The sequence below is a fragment of the Panacagrimonas perspica genome, from assembly GCF_004364935.1.
In the GTDB taxonomy this organism is placed as follows: domain Bacteria; phylum Pseudomonadota; class Gammaproteobacteria; order Nevskiales; family Nevskiaceae; genus Panacagrimonas; species Panacagrimonas perspica.
On record NZ_SOBT01000008.1, the window covers coordinates 1,104,936 to 1,122,769 of the forward strand.

The 17,834-nt window shown below is 65.5% G+C and carries 18 protein-coding genes; 4 read left to right on the forward strand and 14 right to left on the reverse strand.

The window, feature by feature from the left end; all coding sequences use genetic code 11:
- Positions 1 to 8: 8 nt before the first annotated feature.
- The 7 genes from ccoG to DFR24_RS05040 all read right to left on the reverse strand — a co-directional run bounded on the left by ccoG (position 9) and on the right by DFR24_RS05040 (position 5,445).
- Complete coding sequence (gene ccoG, locus DFR24_RS05010; protein ID WP_246051518.1) at positions 9 to 1,394, reverse strand: cytochrome c oxidase accessory protein CcoG; 1,386 nt, start codon at positions 1,392 to 1,394, stop codon at positions 9 to 11.
- Positions 1,384 to 1,674, reverse strand: coding sequence for a hypothetical protein (locus tag DFR24_RS05015; protein WP_133880221.1), 291 nt, complete (start codon positions 1,672 to 1,674; stop codon positions 1,384 to 1,386). The genes ccoG and DFR24_RS05015 overlap by 11 nt, the downstream gene beginning before the upstream one ends.
- Positions 1,671 to 2,576 carry a cytochrome-c oxidase, cbb3-type subunit III gene (gene ccoP, locus DFR24_RS05020; RefSeq protein ID WP_246051519.1) on the reverse strand — a complete coding sequence of 302 codons (906 nt, stop codon included), beginning with the start codon at positions 2,574 to 2,576 and terminating at the stop codon, positions 1,671 to 1,673. The genes DFR24_RS05015 and ccoP overlap by 4 nt, the downstream gene beginning before the upstream one ends.
- Before the next feature lie 35 nt (positions 2,577 to 2,611).
- Positions 2,612 to 2,758, reverse strand: coding sequence for a cbb3-type cytochrome oxidase subunit 3 (locus DFR24_RS05025; RefSeq protein WP_133880223.1), 147 nt, complete (start codon positions 2,756 to 2,758; stop codon positions 2,612 to 2,614).
- Positions 2,755 to 3,411 (reverse strand): cytochrome-c oxidase, cbb3-type subunit II, encoded by a 657-nt coding sequence (gene ccoO / locus DFR24_RS05030; RefSeq protein WP_133880224.1) that lies wholly within the window; start codon positions 3,409 to 3,411, stop codon positions 2,755 to 2,757. The genes DFR24_RS05025 and ccoO overlap by 4 nt, the downstream gene beginning before the upstream one ends.
- Complete coding sequence (ccoN, locus tag DFR24_RS05035) at positions 3,408 to 4,781, reverse strand: cytochrome-c oxidase, cbb3-type subunit I (protein WP_246051611.1); 1,374 nt, start codon at positions 4,779 to 4,781, stop codon at positions 3,408 to 3,410. Before ccoN ends, ccoO begins: the two co-directional genes overlap by 4 nt.
- 148 nt (positions 4,782 to 4,929) lie before the next feature.
- Positions 4,930 to 5,445 carry a hypothetical protein gene (locus DFR24_RS05040; protein WP_133880226.1) on the reverse strand — a complete coding sequence of 172 codons (516 nt, stop codon included), beginning with the start codon at positions 5,443 to 5,445 and terminating at the stop codon, positions 4,930 to 4,932.
- A 201-nt stretch (positions 5,446 to 5,646) separates the two neighbouring features.
- On the opposite strand from DFR24_RS05040, the gene DFR24_RS05045 reads away from it, so the two are divergent.
- Positions 5,647 to 6,627 carry a universal stress protein gene (locus DFR24_RS05045; RefSeq protein WP_162851050.1) on the forward strand — a complete coding sequence of 327 codons (981 nt, stop codon included), beginning with the start codon at positions 5,647 to 5,649 and terminating at the stop codon, positions 6,625 to 6,627.
- Between the two features lie 716 nt (positions 6,628 to 7,343).
- On the opposite strand, the gene DFR24_RS05050 is transcribed toward DFR24_RS05045, so the two are convergent.
- From DFR24_RS05050 to DFR24_RS05070, 5 genes are all read right to left on the reverse strand, one after another.
- Positions 7,344 to 7,949 carry an OmpW/AlkL family protein gene (locus DFR24_RS05050; RefSeq protein ID WP_246051520.1) on the reverse strand — a complete coding sequence of 202 codons (606 nt, stop codon included), beginning with the start codon at positions 7,947 to 7,949 and terminating at the stop codon, positions 7,344 to 7,346.
- 119 nt (positions 7,950 to 8,068) lie between these two features.
- Positions 8,069 to 8,965, reverse strand: a complete 897-nt coding sequence (locus tag DFR24_RS05055; protein WP_133880228.1) for a ribose-phosphate diphosphokinase — start codon at positions 8,963 to 8,965, stop codon at positions 8,069 to 8,071.
- Complete coding sequence (locus DFR24_RS05060) at positions 8,962 to 10,473, reverse strand: thymidine phosphorylase family protein (protein ID WP_133880229.1); 1,512 nt, start codon at positions 10,471 to 10,473, stop codon at positions 8,962 to 8,964. The genes DFR24_RS05055 and DFR24_RS05060 overlap by 4 nt, the downstream gene beginning before the upstream one ends.
- Positions 10,473 to 11,831 (reverse strand): MBL fold metallo-hydrolase, encoded by a 1,359-nt coding sequence (locus DFR24_RS05065; RefSeq protein ID WP_133880230.1) that lies wholly within the window; start codon positions 11,829 to 11,831, stop codon positions 10,473 to 10,475. The genes DFR24_RS05060 and DFR24_RS05065 overlap by 1 nt, the downstream gene beginning before the upstream one ends.
- Positions 11,832 to 11,848: 17 nt before the next feature.
- Positions 11,849 to 12,121, reverse strand: a complete 273-nt coding sequence (locus tag DFR24_RS05070; protein WP_133880231.1) for a hypothetical protein — start codon at positions 12,119 to 12,121, stop codon at positions 11,849 to 11,851.
- Positions 12,122 to 12,284: 163 nt separating this feature from the next.
- On the opposite strand from DFR24_RS05070, the gene DFR24_RS05075 reads away from it, so the two are divergent.
- The 3 genes from DFR24_RS05075 to DFR24_RS05085 all read left to right on the forward strand — a co-directional run bounded on the left by DFR24_RS05075 (position 12,285) and on the right by DFR24_RS05085 (position 14,074).
- Positions 12,285 to 12,938, forward strand: coding sequence for a BON domain-containing protein (locus DFR24_RS05075; protein ID WP_162851051.1), 654 nt, complete (start codon positions 12,285 to 12,287; stop codon positions 12,936 to 12,938).
- A 62-nt stretch (positions 12,939 to 13,000) separates the two neighbouring features.
- Entirely contained in the window at positions 13,001 to 13,582 is a 582-nt protein-coding gene (locus tag DFR24_RS05080; RefSeq protein ID WP_133880233.1) for an NAD(P)H-dependent oxidoreductase, read from the forward strand.
- Between the two features lie 60 nt (positions 13,583 to 13,642).
- Positions 13,643 to 14,074 carry a universal stress protein gene (locus DFR24_RS05085; RefSeq protein ID WP_133880234.1) on the forward strand — a complete coding sequence of 144 codons (432 nt, stop codon included), beginning with the start codon at positions 13,643 to 13,645 and terminating at the stop codon, positions 14,072 to 14,074.
- Positions 14,075 to 14,272: 198 nt separating this feature from the next.
- Here the strand turns inward: DFR24_RS05085 and DFR24_RS05090 are convergent, their stop codons facing one another.
- Both DFR24_RS05090 and DFR24_RS05095 read right to left on the reverse strand, forming a co-directional pair.
- The gene (locus DFR24_RS05090; protein WP_133880235.1) at positions 14,273 to 15,415 is read right to left on the reverse strand and encodes an acetate/propionate family kinase; all 1,143 of its coding nucleotides are present in this window, start codon (positions 15,413 to 15,415) and stop codon (positions 14,273 to 14,275) included.
- The gene (locus DFR24_RS05095; RefSeq protein WP_133881471.1) at positions 15,397 to 17,769 is read right to left on the reverse strand and encodes a phosphoketolase family protein; all 2,373 of its coding nucleotides are present in this window, start codon (positions 17,767 to 17,769) and stop codon (positions 15,397 to 15,399) included. Before DFR24_RS05095 ends, DFR24_RS05090 begins: the two co-directional genes overlap by 19 nt.
- Between the last annotated feature and the right edge of the window lie 65 nt (positions 17,770 to 17,834).

The following is a 17,834-nucleotide window of genomic DNA, read 5'->3' on the forward strand; positions in this document are numbered from 1 at the left end:
CTCGTCAACTAGCTTCCGTCCGAAGTGACGAAACGTACGTCGCGACTGACAGCCATCGAGGGAGCTTCGTCCGCCGTCGCCCGCACGCTCACTTCGACGACGGTCGCAAGCCGCGCCTTTTGTGGTGGCAGCCGCAAGGTCACCGGCGTGGCGGTCGTCAGGCCGCTCCCGACCGAAATCTCTGCCGGAATGGCCTCCATCACGGTGCCGTCATCCAAGCGCGCGTCGATACGAAACCGGTGCACACGATCGTCCTCGTTGGTGAACTTGAACGTGTACAGGTTCTCGAGCGCGCCATTCGCGCGTTCGCGCACCAGGGTGTGACGGTCACGCAGGACGTCGAACTTGATGGGCGATCGCAGCCAAAGCATGACGCACAGCCCGGCCAGGGACGCGAGCCAGACCGTCGCGTAGCCGATCGAGCGCGGACGCAACCAGCGATGCGGCTTCCCTTCCGACTGGTTCTCGGAGGTATAGCGGATCAGTCCACGCGGCTTCCCTACGGTGTCCATGACCCCGTCGCAGACGTCCACGCAGGCCGCGCAGGCAATGCACTCGTACTGCAGGCCTTTCCGGATGTCGATGCCGACGGGGCAGACCTGGACGCACAGCGAGCAGTCAATGCAGTCACCGGGCGACGCGCCCTGCTTCTTCGCCATGGTCTTGCGCGGCTCTCCGCGCGCTGGGATGTAGGCGATGATCTGCGTGTCGCGGTCGAACATCGCCGATTGGAAACGGGCGTACGGGCACATGTACTTGCATACCTGTTCGCGCATGAAGCCCGCGTTGCCCCATGTCGTGAATCCATAGAACAGCGACCAGAACAAGGTCCAGCCGCCGAGCTGGAACTGCAGCGCAGCGGGAAAGATTTCGCGCGCCGGAACGAAGTAGGCGACAAAGGACAGCCCCGTGAACAGCCCGAAGATCGCCCACAGCAGGTGCTTGCTGCCGCGACGCAGAAGCTTGCGCGCATTCCACCGCTGCCGATCCAGCTGCAGCCGCGCATGGCGATCGCCTTCGCACAGCTGTTCCATCCAGAGGAAGGCCTCGGTCCATACTGTCTGCGGACAGGCGAAGCCACACCACACGCGGCCGAGAATGTTGGTGAACAGGAACAGGGTCATGGCTGCGACCAGCAGCAGGATCGACAGCAGGATCAGGTCCTGCGGCACCAGGGTCAGTCCGCCCAGGTGAAAGCGCCGGTGCGGCAGGTCGAGCCAGACCAGCGGATGCCCGCTCCACTGCAGCCAGGGAACGAGGTAGAACAGACCCAGGAGCGTCGTCATCGACAGCGCGCGCAGCGTCTGGAAACGGCCCTTCGCGCGGCGCGGCTGGATCCGTGCACCCGATTCGTACATCGAGACCAGTTTCTCGGGGGCCGGATCAGCGCGCACGGGAGCCTCCGGACGCGTCGCAATCGCAGAGCAGCGCCTGGCAAGTCGCCGGGACCAGCGCGAGGACCAGGCAGATCCCGAACGCCGCGGCGAGCCTGGCCATCGACATCGGCGGTTCGAGCCAGTCCGCGGGCAGCATCAGCCACACGAGCAAGGCAAGGCTCGCACCCAGGAACGTCGACCAGCCGACGGTCGCGACCTGGCGCAGTGTCGGGCTGCGGCCGAGATCCGCGTGCGCACGTCCGGTCAGTGTCGCGTCGGTACGCTTTCTGCGGCTCACGGGAGAGCCGCCGTCCGTTGCTGCGACGGGGGCGCCGGGGGAGTCTGCAAAACCTCCGCGCCCGACTGCTTCTCCGACAGCGACTTGATATAGCCCGCGACCAGCCGTTGCTCGTCAGGCGAGATCAACGTGTCGTGCGCCGGCATGTGGCTCTCGCGACCCCACAGGATCGAATTGCGTACGCGCTCCTGCGATCCGCCGAACAACCATACGTCGTCCGTGAGGTTGGGCGCTCCCAGGGTCACGTTGCCCTTGCCTTCCGCACCATGGCAAGCGGCGCACATTCCGGCGAACGCGGCCATGCCCACTTCGCGCGCATGGGGATCCAGCTCCTTGTCCGACCAGAAGGGAACGAAGTTGACCAGGGCCTGGAGCTGCTCGGGGGACAGGGCGCCGTTGAATGCCGGCATTTTGGAAGTGCGCCCCGACTTGATGGTCGCGAGCAGGGTCTCCGCGTCACCGCCATAGAGCCAATCCTGATCGGTGAGATCCGGGAAGCCGATCGCGCCGCGCGCGTCGGGACCGTGGCATCCGGCGCAGTTGCTCAGGAACACCGCGCGACCCATCGATCGCGCGCCGGCGTCCTGCGCCAGCTGGTCCACCGAGTAGCTGACGTAGCGCGCGTACTGGGCGGTGCGCTGCTCAGTCAGCTTTGCCAAGCCCTCCTCCATCTCCTGAGTGGAGGTCCACCCGAGGCGGCCCGCGAGGTTACCGAGCCCCGGATAGAAGGCGAGGTATCCCACGGCAAAGACGACGGTCAGGACGAACAGATTGAACCACCATCGCGGCAGAGGGTTGTTGTACTCGGAAAGATCGTCGTCCCAGACATGTCCTGTCGTGTCGCCGGACTTTCCCTTGCGGTTGGCCAGCAGCAGCCATACGCAGCCGACGATGCTGGCCACGACGATCACCACGATCCACAGGTGCCAGAACGTGGTCACTTCCCTGCTCCGGTCGCAATGTCATCGGCGAGCGGAAGGCGCGAAGCATCGGCGAACCGCTCGCGGTTCCGGCGCGACCATGCCCAGACCGCGATGCCGACATAGGAGAGGAACGCGACGATGGTGAAGATTCCGCTGATCATGAGATTTTTCCGGCTGGATTGGCCGCCACTGGCGCGGGGGCGGTGGAAGACGGAGGTGCGACAGGAGCGCGCAGCGTCTGCAGGTAGGCGATCAGGGCATCGAGCTTGGTTTTGTAGCTGACCGCTTCATCGGCCCCGGCAATGTCGGCATCGGTATATGGAACGCCGACGCGGCGCAGCGCCTTCATCATGTCGGCGACCTCACCCGGATCGAAGTGCTGCTCGTCCAGCCACCGGTATCCCGGCATGTTGGATTCGGGCACCACGTCCTGCGGATGCAGCAGGTGGATGCGGTGCCAAGCGTCGCTGTAGCGACCCCCGATACGCGAGAGATCCGGGCCGGTGCGCTTGGAACCCCATTGGAACGGATGGTCGTAGACCGACTCACCCGCATTCGCGGCGGGGCCGTAACGCAGGACTTCTTCGGCCAGCGATCGCACCTGCTGCGAGTGGCAGCCGTAGCACCCCTCGCGGACATAGACGTCGCGGCCGGCGGTCTCGAGCGCATTGCGCAGGTGCAGACCCGGCGAAGGTTCAGTCGCCGCCTTCTGGTTCATCAGCGGAATGATCTCGACCAGACCACCGAAGGAGATCGCGATGACGATCAGGATCGACATCAGGCCGATGTTCTTCTCCAGCGTTTCGTGTTTCATGACGCGCCCCCGGTCAGAGCCACGGCTTCATGGGTGGCGACCGGCGCCTTCACGGTGCGCCACACATTCCAGGCCATCAGCAGCATGCCGCTGAAGAAAATCACACCGCCCACCAGGCGCATCGCATAGAAGGGATGGGTGGCTTTCAGCGACTCGACGAAGCTGTAGGTCAGCGTGCCGTCGGCCTCCGTCGCGCGCCACATCAGACCCTGCATCACGCCCGCGATCCACATTGCGACGATGTAAATGACGGTACCGACCGTCGCCAGCCAGAAGTGGACGTTTATCGCCGCGACGCTGTGCATCGTCGGCTTGCCGACCAGGCGCGGGATCAGCATGTAGATCGATCCGAACGAGATCATCGCGACCCAGCCCAGCGCGCCGGCATGGACGTGGCCGATGGTCCAGTCGGTGTAGTGCGAGAGCGCGTTGACCGTCTTGATGGACATCATCGGTCCCTCGAACGTGCTCATGCCGTAGAACGACAGCGAGACGATGAGGAACTTCAGGATCGGGTCGTCGCGCAGTTTGTGCCACGCCCCCGAGAGGGTCATCATCCCGTTGATCATGCCGCCCCACGATGGCGCGAGCAGGATCAGCGAGAACACCATGCCCAGCGACTGCACCCAGTCGGGCAGCGAGGTGTACATCAGGTGATGCGGACCCGCCCACATGTACACGCTGATCAGTGCCCAGAAATGCACAATCGACAGTCGGTACGAGTAGATCGGCCGGCCGACCTGCTTGGGCACGAAGTAATACATCATCCCGAGGAAGCCCGCGGTGAGGAAGAAGCCGACGGCGTTGTGGCCGTACCACCACTGCACCATCGCGTCGACGGCACCGGGATAGGCGCTGTAGGAACTGGTCAGCGAGATCGGGATCGCGGCGCTGTTGACGATGTGCAGGACCGCGACGGTCAGGATGAAGGCACCGTAGAACCAGTTGGCGACATAGATGTGCCCGACCGTGCGCTTCATGATCGTCCCGAAGAAGACGATGGCGTAGGCGACCCACACCACCGCCAGCAGGAGGTCGATCGGCCACTCGAGCTCGGCGTACTCCTTGGACTGGGTGATGCCCAGCGGCAGCGTCAGTGCAGCGAGCACGATCACGGCCTGGTAGCCCCAGAACGTGAACCGCGCCAGGTTCGGCGCGAACAGCGTGGCGCGGCAGGTCCGTTGCACGACCCAGTACGAGGTCGCAAACAGCGCGCAGCCGCCGAACGCGAAGATCACCGCATTGGTATGCAATGGCCGCAGCCGGCTGTAGGTCAGCCACGGCGTATCGAAGTTGAGCGCCGGCCACAGCAGCTCCGCGGCGATCCACACCCCGACGAGCATGCCCACCACGCCCCAGGCCACGGTCATGATGGAGAAGCCCAGCACGACATCGTCCTGGTAGCGGACCGGTGCGGATGGGGGCACAACGCTTGTCTCGGACGTACTCACCTGGATTCCTTGGTTCTTCGACTCGGCGAGTGCGATCTTCGGCAGGGCCGGTACGCCGAGCATTGATTCAGGTCAACCGTTTGATTGCGGGTTGCCGCAACGAATCTCGACCGGGTTGGGAGCCGCCCCGTGCCGGCGCGGCGCGTCGTTCACGAGCCCTCGTGGCGCCTCCCGGCAGCCGACGGGTTCGACAGGGCGGTCGATCGCGCGTGCCACGCGGCTGTCCGTCGCCTGCCCGGCGATCCAGCCCGCGCAGTTCGCGCCAGAACTTCAACGCGCCGACCAGTCGACCGAGTCGTCGTGGCAGGATCGCGAGCGATTCGATCAGCCCGATCACCGAGTACGCGGACCGGTGTCCCATGTCGGTGAGCACGAGAAACTGGTGTCCCCGCACGCGATCGACCTCGATGAATCCCATCGATTCGAGACGCTCCAGACTGCGGCCGAGATCCCGTCTGCGCAGACCGTAACGGCTCCACTGCGCGCGCAGCTCGCGAAGCTCCACCCGCTCCTGCGCAGCCAGGTGCGCGGATCTCAGGAAACTCATCACTGCCAGATTGGCGCGAAAGATGGGGAAGTACATGGCCAGGGCCCGGACGTAGGTTCGGCACCACCCTGTGCGTATCCCGCCGCCCGCGCATTGACGCAGAGCAATGCGACGCGGCGGGCGTCGCCGACATGGGCAAGCGAATAACAGCTCGTGTCCCTGCCCGGTGTTTGACCTGGATCAACGCGGACCGATCCCCGCGACGGCAGGCTGCATTCGTCCCTGGAGATGAACGTAATGAAGACGATCCGTCGCATCCTGCTGATCCTCGACGCCTCCCTGTCCCGCACCCCGGCCGTCGAACGGGCCGTGGCCTTTTCCCGGAAGACCGGCGCCTCTCTTTGGGTGGGCCTGTTCGATCGTGGACCGCGCCTGGGCGTGCTGGGCATTCTCGATCGTGCGGATGCGCGTCACATCGAGAACATGATGCGTGACCAGATGAGCACGAAACTGGATGATCTGAAGCGGCAGCTGTCGGAGGACGGCCTCACCGTCCACACGATCGACGACCGCGAAGCCCCTTCGGTCGAGAACATTCTCCGGCAGGTGGCAGAGGCGCAGATTGACCTGATCGTCAAGGATGTCGGCCACGAGTCGGCATTGCGCCGCCTGGTGTTCCTGCCTCTCGACTGGGAGCTGCTGCGCAATTCTCCTGTCCCGATGTGGATGGTCGGCGCGCAAGCGCGCCCGGGGCTGCTTCCCCAGCGAATAGTCGCCGCGGTCGATCCGCTGAACCCCGAACACGGCGCGGGACCGCTGAACGATCGTCTTCTCGACATCGCCGGCAGCTTCGCTGCGGCCGGGTCGGGTCACGTCCGTGTCTTCACCGCGTTCGGTGGCCTACCCGCGGCCCTGCGGGGGCTGGATCCGAACGGCTTGTCGATCAGTCAATCCTACGAAGAGTTATATGACCGCCTGCGCAAGGAGCACCGGCAACAGTTCGACGCATTGCTCAAGCGTCATGCCATGACCAACGATGACGCCGTCGTGCTTTTTGGGCCTGCCGCTCCGACCCTGCTCGATGCCCTGGAGGACTACCAAGCTGACGCCCTGGTGGTGGGCACGATCCGCCGGCGCGGTATCGACCGGTTGCTCATGGGCAGCACCGTGGAGCGGCTGATCGGCGAAGCGCCATGCGACCTCGTCGCCGTGCCGGCCGTTGCGCAAACCGTTACCGTGATGCCGCCATGCAAAGAGGAGCCATTCGCGGTGATGTGATCCGGTTCGCGCCCGCGTCGACCTGGATTGACCTCCCGCGAACGTCCCCGTCCGGCTACAGCCGGTTCCACTCGTCGAGTCCAAAGTCTATGAGCGGACGCCCCGAGCACCTCTGCCGTCGACTGAGTCGGAGATTCTGCATCTGCGGCGATCCGCGCTTCCGGGAGACGCGATGTGCGGAATCCCAGCGCCATTCTGGAGTATGGCCACGGAAGGACAGCTGCAGAGAGAGACACTGATCGACGATCGCAGGAACGTTGCCGTTGGGATCGAAGGTCCGATAGGCGACGGGATGCCGATGCCACTGCTTGATATTGGCCGGCATCACGCGGTGCGGGATTCCCGGTTGTTCGACGAATGCCGGCGCCTTGGCCCGTTGTTCGCCGACAAGATGTGGAGGTCGACCACGTCGCGCCCTGCCTAGCGCCTTGTGCATGATCCCTCGGCGGCGACGACCCTGCTCGCGACGATCACTCGCATCGCTCATGCCTCGCGGCACTTGCGGGTCTGGCGCGACGGTGTGTCCTCGATCCGTCGCACGAGACCATCGTGGAGGGGCGACATCGCGTGCGCGGTGTTGCGGTCCAGGGTGATGCGGTGCGCACGGGAGATGCCCGCAGGATTTGGTTCTGCGGCTTGCCGATTGCGCGGACGAACCCCGGGACTGCCGCCCAGTGGAAGCAGGCCCGCGAGCGCATCTACCGACGGGGTCGAGTTCAGAAGCGGTAGCCGACCGAGATCCCGAACCCGATAGGATCGATCTTGACCTTGCCGATCGATGTTCCGTCCAGGTGCGCCTTCGCGTCGATGTCGATGTAGCGCACGTCGAAGCTCAGTGACAGCGGTGGTGCGATGTCGATGTCCAGGCCAGCAACGGCAGCCACGCCGAACGAATCGTCGAGCTTGAGCTTGGCGCCATCCAGTGCCCCCTGGGTCTTCTCCTGGAAGAACGTCGTGTAGTTCAGGCCGGCGCCCACGAACGGGTGCCATGTCTTGGCGACGTCCGGGTACCACACGAGGGACAGTGTCGGCGGAAGATGCTGTGTGCTGGCGACCTTGTCGTCGGTCGAATTGAGCGTGATGTCGTGCTCGAATGGAAACGCGACCAGCAGATCCACCGCAAGCGTCGGCGCGACAAAATAGGAGGCGCTCGCAGTGATTCCGCCCGTGCCCTCGACACCGACGACGTCGTGATTGTGATTCTTCGGCTCGACCCAATGCGCACCGAGGCGCGTGATCCAGTCTCCGGTCTCGTAGGCCATCGCAGTCGGACAGAGCACGGCCGCCAGAATACCGGCGGCGATGCGAATACGGGTTTCCACGATTTTTCTCCCAAGGTGATCGGCATGATTGCCGCACCCAATGTGCGATCAGGCCAGCGCGGCGGCGTTGATCGGGATCAGCCTCGCAGGGCGCCAAACCTCTTCGCGAATGATCCAGGTCAGTGCGCCGTCGCGAGGAGCTCGCTCACCGCCGTTGCGACGTCTTGCAGAACATCGATGCGGTTGCTGGCGTGCGTCACGGTGTTGCAACTGACGATGGTCCGTGCGCCCGCTTCGGTCACGACGCTCCAGGCATCGCCCGCGAAAAGGCCGTGCACGCAGATGCAAACGGGCGCCGGATGACCATGTCGTTGCAGCAGAGCGATCGCAGCGGCCTGTGTGCGCCCTGTCGCGACGATGTCGTCGACCAGCACGGCGCGATGACCTGCACCGACCTGCAGCGCGTTCGCCTCGACTGTCACGTCGCGATCTCCGTAACGATGCTTGGTCAGCATGCGATAAGGGCAATCGACCAGCGTCGCGATGGCCGACACCCATTGCTCGCTTTCGGCATCGGGACCGATGAGCAGCGGATCGAGGACTTCGGACCGTATCCAGCGCGCGATCGCGGGAGCAGCGGGCACGACGCGGATCGGAATCGGGTACACCTGCTCGAGCAGAGGAATGCGATGAAGATGGGGATCCACCGTCACCAACCCGTCGAAGCAGCTTGAGAGCAATGACGCGACATGGCGCGCACTGATGCCCTCGCCCTGCGCGAACACCGTGTCCTGACGCATGTAGGGAAGATAGGGCGCGACCAGAAGCACGCGCGCGGCGCCCATGTCGTGGAGGGTCCGCGCCGCCAGGAACAGTTTGACCAGCTTGTCGTCGGGCCGGTCCAGGGTGCAGGCCACGACCACCGTCTTGTGCAGCACGGGTGACAGGAAGCGCACGTACGTTTCGCCATCCGCGAATGCCCGGAACACGCATTCGCCGCGTTCGACTCCGGCATGCAGGCACAGCGCTTCGACCAGGGCTTCGTTGCCCGGAACACCGAAGATCACCGCGGTCATGGCGATCCAATCTCCAGAATCTTCGGATTGCGCAGTGCGTAGGCTGCCGCGTACTCGAGTTCACCAGGGCTTTGCGCGTGGATCGTGTAGAGCGGCTGTCCGACGACGACAGCTTGTCCAAGCTGCGCCTGCAGGACCAGGCCGGCCGACGGTGACGCGGGCGCACCCGCAAGCTTGGCGACTCGTCCGAGCCGGCGGTTGTCGATCGCCTGGACCGCGCCGGCCTGAGTGGCGACGATATCCTTGCGGTAGTTCGCTCGACGGGGTTCGCGACGGCCGCCCTGCGCGTCGCAGATCGATTCGAACTTTCGTGCCGCCGCCCCGGACGCGAGCAGATGGGCGGCCCTGGCCGGCCCCTCACCGGCGACGCAACGGCCGCCGATCTCCAGCATGCGCGCCGCGATCTGCAGCGCGCGTGCTCGCAGGAGCGCGCAGGCGGTGGGTGCGTTGTGCAGCACGTCGAGGACGTCCAGCGCCTCGAGCGCGGGCCCTATGCCGAATCCGACCGGTTGGCTGCCGTCCGTGAACAAGCACTCCACCCGCAGGTCGAACGCGCCGCCCAGCGACGTAAGAGTCCGGGCCAGGCGGGCTGCTGCCTCATGACTGCGCAGCTTCGCGGTAGGACCCACCGGGATGTCGACCACCAGGTGGGTGGAACCCGCCGCAACCTTCTTGGAGATGACTGAGGCCGCAAGCTGGGCGTCGCTGTCGAAATCGAGTGGACGTTCGACCTGGATCAGCAGATCGTCTGCGGGACTCAGGGCGATTGCGCCGCCCCACACCACGCAGCCTCCCTCCCGCTCTACAACCCGGCGCATGTGTTCGAGCGTCAGCGTCACGGGTGCCAGCACTTCCATGGCATCGGCCGTCCCGGCGGGCGACGTGATCGCCCTTGACGAAGTCTTCGGAACGGTCAGTCCGCCGGCAGCGGCGATGGCAACCACGATCGGCGTCGTGCGATTGCCCGGCAGTCCGCCCACGCAGTGCTTGTCCATCACCGGACGCTGGTGCCAAGCCAGTCGCGTGCCCGCGTCGACCATGGCCCGGGTCAACTGCAGGGTCTCCGCCGGACTCATGCGATCGCCCGCACACGCCGTGACGAAGGCTGCGGTCTCTACGGAAGAATAGTGTCCGGCACTGAGGTCGCGCACGATCGCGTCCAGCTCGGCGCCCGTGAAGCGTCCACCGTAGATCTTCCGTCGTACCGCGGAGAAGGACTCGACCGCCTCCGGATGGGACAGGCTCACGGTGTCGCCGGCAGCAGCGCCCAATGCCACCCAGGCCGACTCAGACAGGCCAGCCTGGCGATCACCAATCAGGTCACCGTGAACGATGTTGAGCGAGGCGACGATTTCGCGCTGCCCGCAGGCCACGCGCACGCGCGACAGTGCGCGCAGGCCTTCTGCCCGGCAGACGGTGCTTTCCGAGCGGAGGAAGACGACGTATTCCCGGTAGGTATCGATGCCCAGGCGCCGGGCGAAGAGTTCGGCAGGGCCCTGGATCGTCATCAGACTTCGACGCTCTCCAGGTACTCGGGAATCGTGCAGTCCCAGCCGAGGGATTCCTGGATCCGCAGCCTCAGTGCATCGGCCGCGGCAGGCTCCCCATGGGTCAGGTAAGTCTTGCCCGGTGGCGAACTCGTGGTCTCGAGCCATCGGATCATCTCGGCGTAGTCGGCGTGAGCGGACAGGTTGCTGATCGAGACCACTTCGGCCCGAACCGGCACGTGTTCTCCGTGAATCTTCAAGGTGTCAGCGCCCGCCAGCAGGGCAGCACCGCGCGTGCCTCCAGCCTGAAAGCCCGTCAGCACGATCGCGTTCGCCGGGTCGGGTGCGAATGCGCGCAGGTGATGGATCACGCGTCCTCCGGTGGCCATGCCACTTCCCGCGATCAGGATCATCGGATCCCGTCGCAGGTTCAGCGCCCGCGACTCCTCGACCGTGTTGACCATCCGCGCCACGCCGCACATCTGCGCGCACTGATCCGCGCTGAGTCGATGCTCGCGGTGATGGCGTCGATAGATCGCCGTCGCATCGATCGCCATCGGACTGTTCAGGTAGATCGGAATCGCACGCGGAATCCCGCCGTTTTCGCGCAGGCAATGCAGGTACCAGAGAAGGGTCTGCGCCCGTCCGACCGAGAAGGCCGGCACGACCACGACACCGCCACGATCTGCCACCCTGCGCACGACCTGCCCCAAAGCGACCTGGGGATCCGCGGGGTCGTGCAGACGATCTCCGTAGGTGGATTCGAGGATGAGCACGTCCGCCGAGGGGGGACGTGAAGGCTCGCGCATGATCGCGTCGCCTGGCCGTCCGACGTCGCCGCTGAACAGAACGCGCCGATGGCCGTCGTCGATGAGAATCATGGCGCTGCCGAGCAGGTGACCGGCCGGCAGCATCCGCACATTCAGGCCGGGCAAGGGTTCGAAGTCGGCATCCATGTCGCGCACGACGAATTGCTCGAGGACGCGCACGGCGTCGGCCTCGGTGTACAGCGGCTTGGCGGGCGAGTGCTTCGAGTAATGCCGGCGATTCGCCCGCTCCGCGTCTTCTTCCTGGATGCGTCCGCTGTCGGGCAGCAGGATCCTGCAAAGGTCTCGCGTAGCTTTGGAGCACAGGATCGGTCCGGCGAACCCACGGCGCATCAGGAGCGGCAAGTAGCCCGAGTGGTCCAGGTGCGCGTGGGTGAGCAGCACTGCCTCGATTGCGGCGGGATCGAACGGCGGCCGAGCCCAGTTGCGCAGTCGCAGCTGTTTGTAGCCCTGGAAAAGGCCACAATCGACCAGCAGGCGCCGATCGCGATGCGTGAGCACGTAACGGGAACCGGTGACGGTTCCCGTTGCGCCGCAGAACTGGATCTTCATGGCCCGTCAGTTCGCGCTCACAGGGCGCGCACCGCCTCGCGCAGGTCACGGTAGGTCTTGCGCAGGACCTCCGCCGTCAGGCTCGCGGCCGCCCCGAGTTCGGCACGCGATTTTCCCGCCGCCGCACGAACCGCAAGGACCTCGTCCTCGATGTCGTGCCAGCGCGCTTCGGCCTCGTTCCAGCGATCGGCCATCTCCGCCTTGAACAGGTGTGCCTGCAAGCGCAATTCGTCGCGCAAGCCCGCAAGTGAGTCGACATCGAATACGGATCGGGAATGTGCATTTGTCATGGAGCGATCTCCGGTGGGGAGACTCCACTCTGGTTCCGGCCACGATCCGGAGCATTGACCTGGATCAAGGATTCATGCCGTGACGGACGGCATGCTGGACTCGTTCGAATCGACTGCGATTCCCCGCGGAATCTTCCGAATCCATCCAGCAGAGGGCCACGACATGAATGATCTTCAACTCAAGCAGGCGGTCATGGACGAACTGGAGTTCGATCCTGCGATCGATGCCGCGCACGTCACCGCCTTTGTCCACGACGGCGTCGTAACCTTGGCCGGATACGTTGGCGACTACACCCAGAAGCACGCGGCCGAGACCGCCGCGCGCCGGATAAAGGGCGTCAGGGCGATCGCACAGGAGATCGAGGTTCGACTCCCGACCGACCGGAAGATCGCGGACGACGAGATCGCCGATCGCGCGACGCGCATCCTGGACTGGGACCTGCGCCTGCCACGCGACGCGATCCAGGTCATGGTGGAAAAGGGCGTGGTGGTCCTGCGGGGAACGGTCGCTTGGGAATTCCTGCGTCGCGAAGCCGAGGCCGATGTCCGCAAGCTGGGCGGCGTGCTGGGTGTCAGCAATCATATCTGCGTCGTCTCGCCGGCCCGTCTGGGCAGCGTCCAGAAAAAGATTCATGCCGCATTCGAGCGATCGGCGGAGCTGCAGGCCGAGAAAGTGACGGTGCACTTCGACGAGGAAGGGATCGTCAAGCTGGGCGGTCAGCTGCATTCGATGCTCGAGCGGGCCGCCGCTGAGAACGCGGCGTGGTCGGCGCCCGGCGTCAGCAAGGTGATCAACCAGATCGAGATCGGTTACTAGGTCTGCGACAGGCCGCCCTTCCGATCGGACCGTGTATCCAGACCCGACCTCGTGCATCGACCGTGACGCATCGCATCGCCGTCATTCAAGGCCACCCGGACGTCTCGCCGTGTCATCTGGGACACGCCCTGGCCGATGCCTATATTTCGGGCGCCATCGAGAAGGGGCACCAGGTACGGGAAGTCGTCGTCGCCGAGATCGACTTTCCCATCGTGCGCAGCAAGGCCGAGTGGGAGCTGGACGACGTGCCGGAATCGATCCGCCTGGCACAGGACACGATCCGCTGGGCCAGCCACGTGCTGATCCTGCATCCCTTGTGGCTGGGTTCGATGCCCGCTCTGCTCAAGGCCTTCCTGGAGCAGGTCTTCCGACCTGGCTTCGCCCTCACGCGCCGCGACGGCCGGTGGGAGCGCCTGCTACGGGGCCGCTCCGCGCACGTCGTGGTCACGATGGGCATGCCGGCCCTGGTTTTCCGCTGGTTCTTCTTCGCGCACGGCGTGCGCAGCCTGGTTCGCAACGTCCTGCGGATCTCCGGCTTTTCGCCGGTTCGAACGACCCTCGTCGGCAGCGTGGAGAACGCCGGGAATCGACATCGCCAAAAGTGGCTCACACGCATGCGTCGCGAAGGGCAGTTCGCCCGCTGAGATCGGACAGGCGACGGCTTTCACTTCACCCACCCACACAGCACATCTCAAGAACACTCAATGGACAAAGTGATGATCCCCTACGACGGCTCGGATGCCTCCAACCGGGCAGTGAATTTCGTCATCGACCAGCCCGCCGGCCAGCGCCCGCACCGGATTCACGTGCTCAATGTGCAGACCTGGCCCATCGCCTACGGCGAATACCTCAGCCCCGGCATCGATATCCGCGAGCTGCGCGAAGCGCAGCTCGCGCAGGGTCGCGCCACACTGGAGCGCGTGGAGCATGTGCTGAGCGGCAGCGGCATTTCCTTCGAATCGCACATCGTGTTCGGCACCATCGACGAGGTCATCGTGGACCAGACCGAACAGCTCGGCTGCGACCAGATCGTGATGGGAACGCGGGGATCGGGGGCCTTCAAAGGCTTGTTCCTCGGCAGTGTCGCAACCAAGGTGGTGCATCGGGCACAAGTACCGGTCACTCTGGTGAAGTAGCGTCCGCAGGCGGCTTCGCGCCGCCCGGCAGCGGACGTCCACGGTTTCGAGTTCACAAATAGTGCCGCCGTCACAGGCGCCCGGCACAGCGACATGTCGACGTGACGGCTGCCCGCCCGCTGTGCCGCGATGACCCCTTCAGAACCGGAAAAAAAAGACCTGTGCGACGGCGGACTTCGCCCAATCAGCTGAGCGCGGTCAGCGCGCACCCGCCTTCGAGCGGTCCGCGAGCTGGTGCAGCACGTGCTCCCGGATCACCATGTCTTCGCGGCACCGGATCATCAGGGCCTCGACCGCGGCGTCCGGCAAGGACAGCAGGCGATCCACCTCGTTCTCGCAATCGACCCTTTCATTAAGCCGGCAGCCGGGAATGGCCGCCGCGACGGCCGAGCGCACCCAGTCGTGGTGCTCTCCCACGCCGCCCGTGAACACCACTGCGTCGGTCCCGCCCAGGACACCGACCATCGAGCCGACGGCACGGAGCAAGGACCAGATGAAGTGCTCGAGTGCGTGCGTCGCGTCGATGTCGCCGGCAAGCGACGCCGCGCGAAGGCGACCGACGTCGCCGCTGATTCCCGACATGCCGAGCAGGCCGCTGCGCTGCTCGAGCACCTCGCGCAGTTCGATCGCGCTGATGCCATGGGCAATCTGAAGTTCCAGCAGCAGGCCCGGATCCAGCGATCCGCTGCGCGTGGCCATGACCGGGCCCTCGATCGGCGTGTAGCCCATGGTCGTGTCGAGCGACCGTCCGTCGCGGACCGCGGTCACCGAGCATCCGCTGCCCAGGTGACAGACCACCAGGCGCGAGGGCATCCGCCCCAGAATCTCTCGCGCACGCTTCACCGCCCACTCGACGCTGAGGCCGTGGAAGCCGAAGCGGCGCAGGCCCCAGCGCCGGGTCCATTCGAGCGGAATGGCGTACGCCGCCGCCGCGTCCGGAATCGTCGTATGAAAGGTCGTGTCGAAGCACGCGAATTGAGGAACGTCCGGAAGCGAATCCTGCACGACCTCGATCGCATGCAGCGCCATCGGCAGATGCAAGGGTGCCAGTGGGACGAGGGCTTTCAATCCACCCTGGACCTGAGGATCGATGCGGACGGCCTGGCGGTAACGATTGCCCCCATGGACCAGACGATGGCCGATCGCATCCGAGGGCACAAAGCTTCTCAGCAGCAATCGGAGCTGTCTGCGCCGGTCGTCCGCCGCTTCCGATGCCCAGCTCAGGCTGCCGCTCTCGACGACCTCTCCGCCGGCGCCGAACGCCGTCCACTTGAAAGTCGACGAGCCTGCGTTGAGCGTCAGGACGCGCATGCGCGATCGCATCAGCGAGTCCACTGCCATTTACGGATCTCGGGAAGGTCTTCGCCGTGCTGCCGGATGTAGGTCGCGTGTTCGGCCAGCCGCGCTTCGAGCATCGCCCTGAGTGCCGGTGCGCGCTTTGCGAGGCGGGGTACCCGGCTGACGGCATTCATCGCAAGGTGGAAGCGATCGAGGCGGTTGAGCACCGCCATGTCGAAAGGCGTCGTCGTGGTGCCCTGCTCCATGAACCCGTGCACATGGAAGTGCGCATGGTTCGCACGGCTGTAGACCAGCCGATGGATCAGCGAGGGGTAGCCATGGAACGCGAAGATCACCGGCCGGCGTCGCGTGAAGAGACCGATGAACGCGCGCCCGCCGAGGCCGTGTGGATGCCGGTCGACCGATTCGAGACGCATCAGGTCGACCACGTTGACGACACGTATCTTCAGGTCCGGCGCCATCTGCCGGAGCAGCTGCACGGCCGCCAGCGTCTCGAGCGTCGGGACGTCGCCGCAGCACGCCATCACCACGTCCGGTTCGCCCGGATCACTGGCCCAATCCCAAACGCCCGCGCCCGCGGCGCAGTGGGCCCGAGCCTGCTCCATCGACAGCCACTGCGGCGCCGGCTGCTTGCCGGCGACCACCGCGTTGATCAGCCCGCGCGAACGCAGACAGTGGTCGGTGATGCACAGCAGCGTGTTCGCGTCCGGCGGCAGGTACAAGCGCACCACGTCCGCGGACTTGGACGCCAGCATGTCCAGCACGCCCGGGTCCTGGTGGCTGAAGCCATTGTGGTCCTGACGCCAGACATGCGAGGTGAGCAACAGGTTGAGTGAGGCCACCGGGACCCGCCAGGGCAGCTCGCGCGACACCTTCAGCCACTTGGCGTGCTGGATGAGCATCGAGGCCACCACGTGGATGAAGGCTTCGTAGCAGGAAAAGAATCCATGACGACCGCTGAGCAGGTACCCCTCCAGCCAGCCTTCACACTGGTGCTCGCTGAGCACCTCCATGACACGACCGGACGGCGAAAGATGGTCGTCGGTCGGCTCGATCCGGCCCATGAAGCAACGGTCCGTGACTTCGAGAACGGCACCCCAGCGATTCGACGCGGTCTCGTCCGGACTGAACACGCGAAAACAGTCCATGTTCCTGCGCACGACCTCGCGGATGAATCCACCCTGCACGCGCGTCGCCTCCGCGGTGACGCTTCCGGGCCGGTCGACGGCAACGGCGTGATCCCTCACGTCGGGCAGATCGAGTGCGCGCAGCAGGCGCCCTCCATTGGCGTGCGGATTGGCGCTCATGCGGCGCCCACCCTGCGGCGCAAGCGCGAGCAGGTCGGCGCCGGGGCGGCCGGTGCCGTCGAAAAGTTCCTCGGGCCGGTAGCTGCGCATCCAGGCGTCCAGGCATTCGAGATGGCCCGGCGCATCGAAATCCGACAACGGCACCTGGTGCGAACGCCAGGAGTCTTCGACGCGCAGTCCGTCGACCGTGGCAGGTCCGGTCCATCCCTTGGGACTGACCAGTACGATCATCGGCCAGTGCGGCCGCGCGCGATCCGATGTGCCGCGCGCGCGCTGCTGGAACTGGCGGATCATGTCCATCGCCTGGTCGAGCACGGCGGCCATCTGGCTGTGCATGCCTGCCCTGTCGCCGGCGTCGACGTACATCGGCTCCCAGCCATAACCGCGGAACAGCTGCGTCAGCTCCTCGCGCGGGATGCGCGAGAGCACCGTCGGCCCCGCGATCTTGTAGCCGTTCAGGTGCAGGATCGGCAGCACGGCGCCATCGCGCGAGGGATCCAGGAACTTGTTCGAGTGCCAAGCCGTCGCCAGCGGGCCGGTCTCGGCTTCACCGTCGCCGACCACGCAGGCCACCACGAGGTCCGGGTTGTCGAAGGCTGCGCCGAACGCGTGGGACAGCGCGTAACCGAGTTCGCCACCCTCGTGGATCGATCCCGGCGTGTCCGGTGACGCATGGCTGGGAATCCCGCCGGGAAAAGAGAACTGGCGAAACAGGCGGCGCACGCCCTGCGCGTCCTGCGTGACGGCCGGATAGATCTCGCTGTACGTCCCTTCGAGCCACGCGTTGGCCACCACGGCCGGGCCACCGTGCCCGGGGCCGGCCATGAAGATCAGGTTGGCATCCCGCTGCCGGATGACCCGGTTCAGATGCGCGTACACGAAGTTCAACCCGGGTGTCGTACCCCAGTGGCCGAGCAGGCGCGGCTTGATGTCGTCGCGCCAAATGGGGCGCTCGAGAAGCGGATTGTCGAGCAGGTAGATCTGCCCGACCGAAAGATAGTTGGCCGCGCGCCACCAGCGGTCGACGGCCCGCAGATCCGGCCTGGCAGGTTCGACATCGGAAGGAACCTGCGACGGCCCGTCGGGCATCGCGATGGAACCGGGTACATCGTTGCGGGACGTGAACGCATTCATGGTGACTGGCTCGGCGAAAG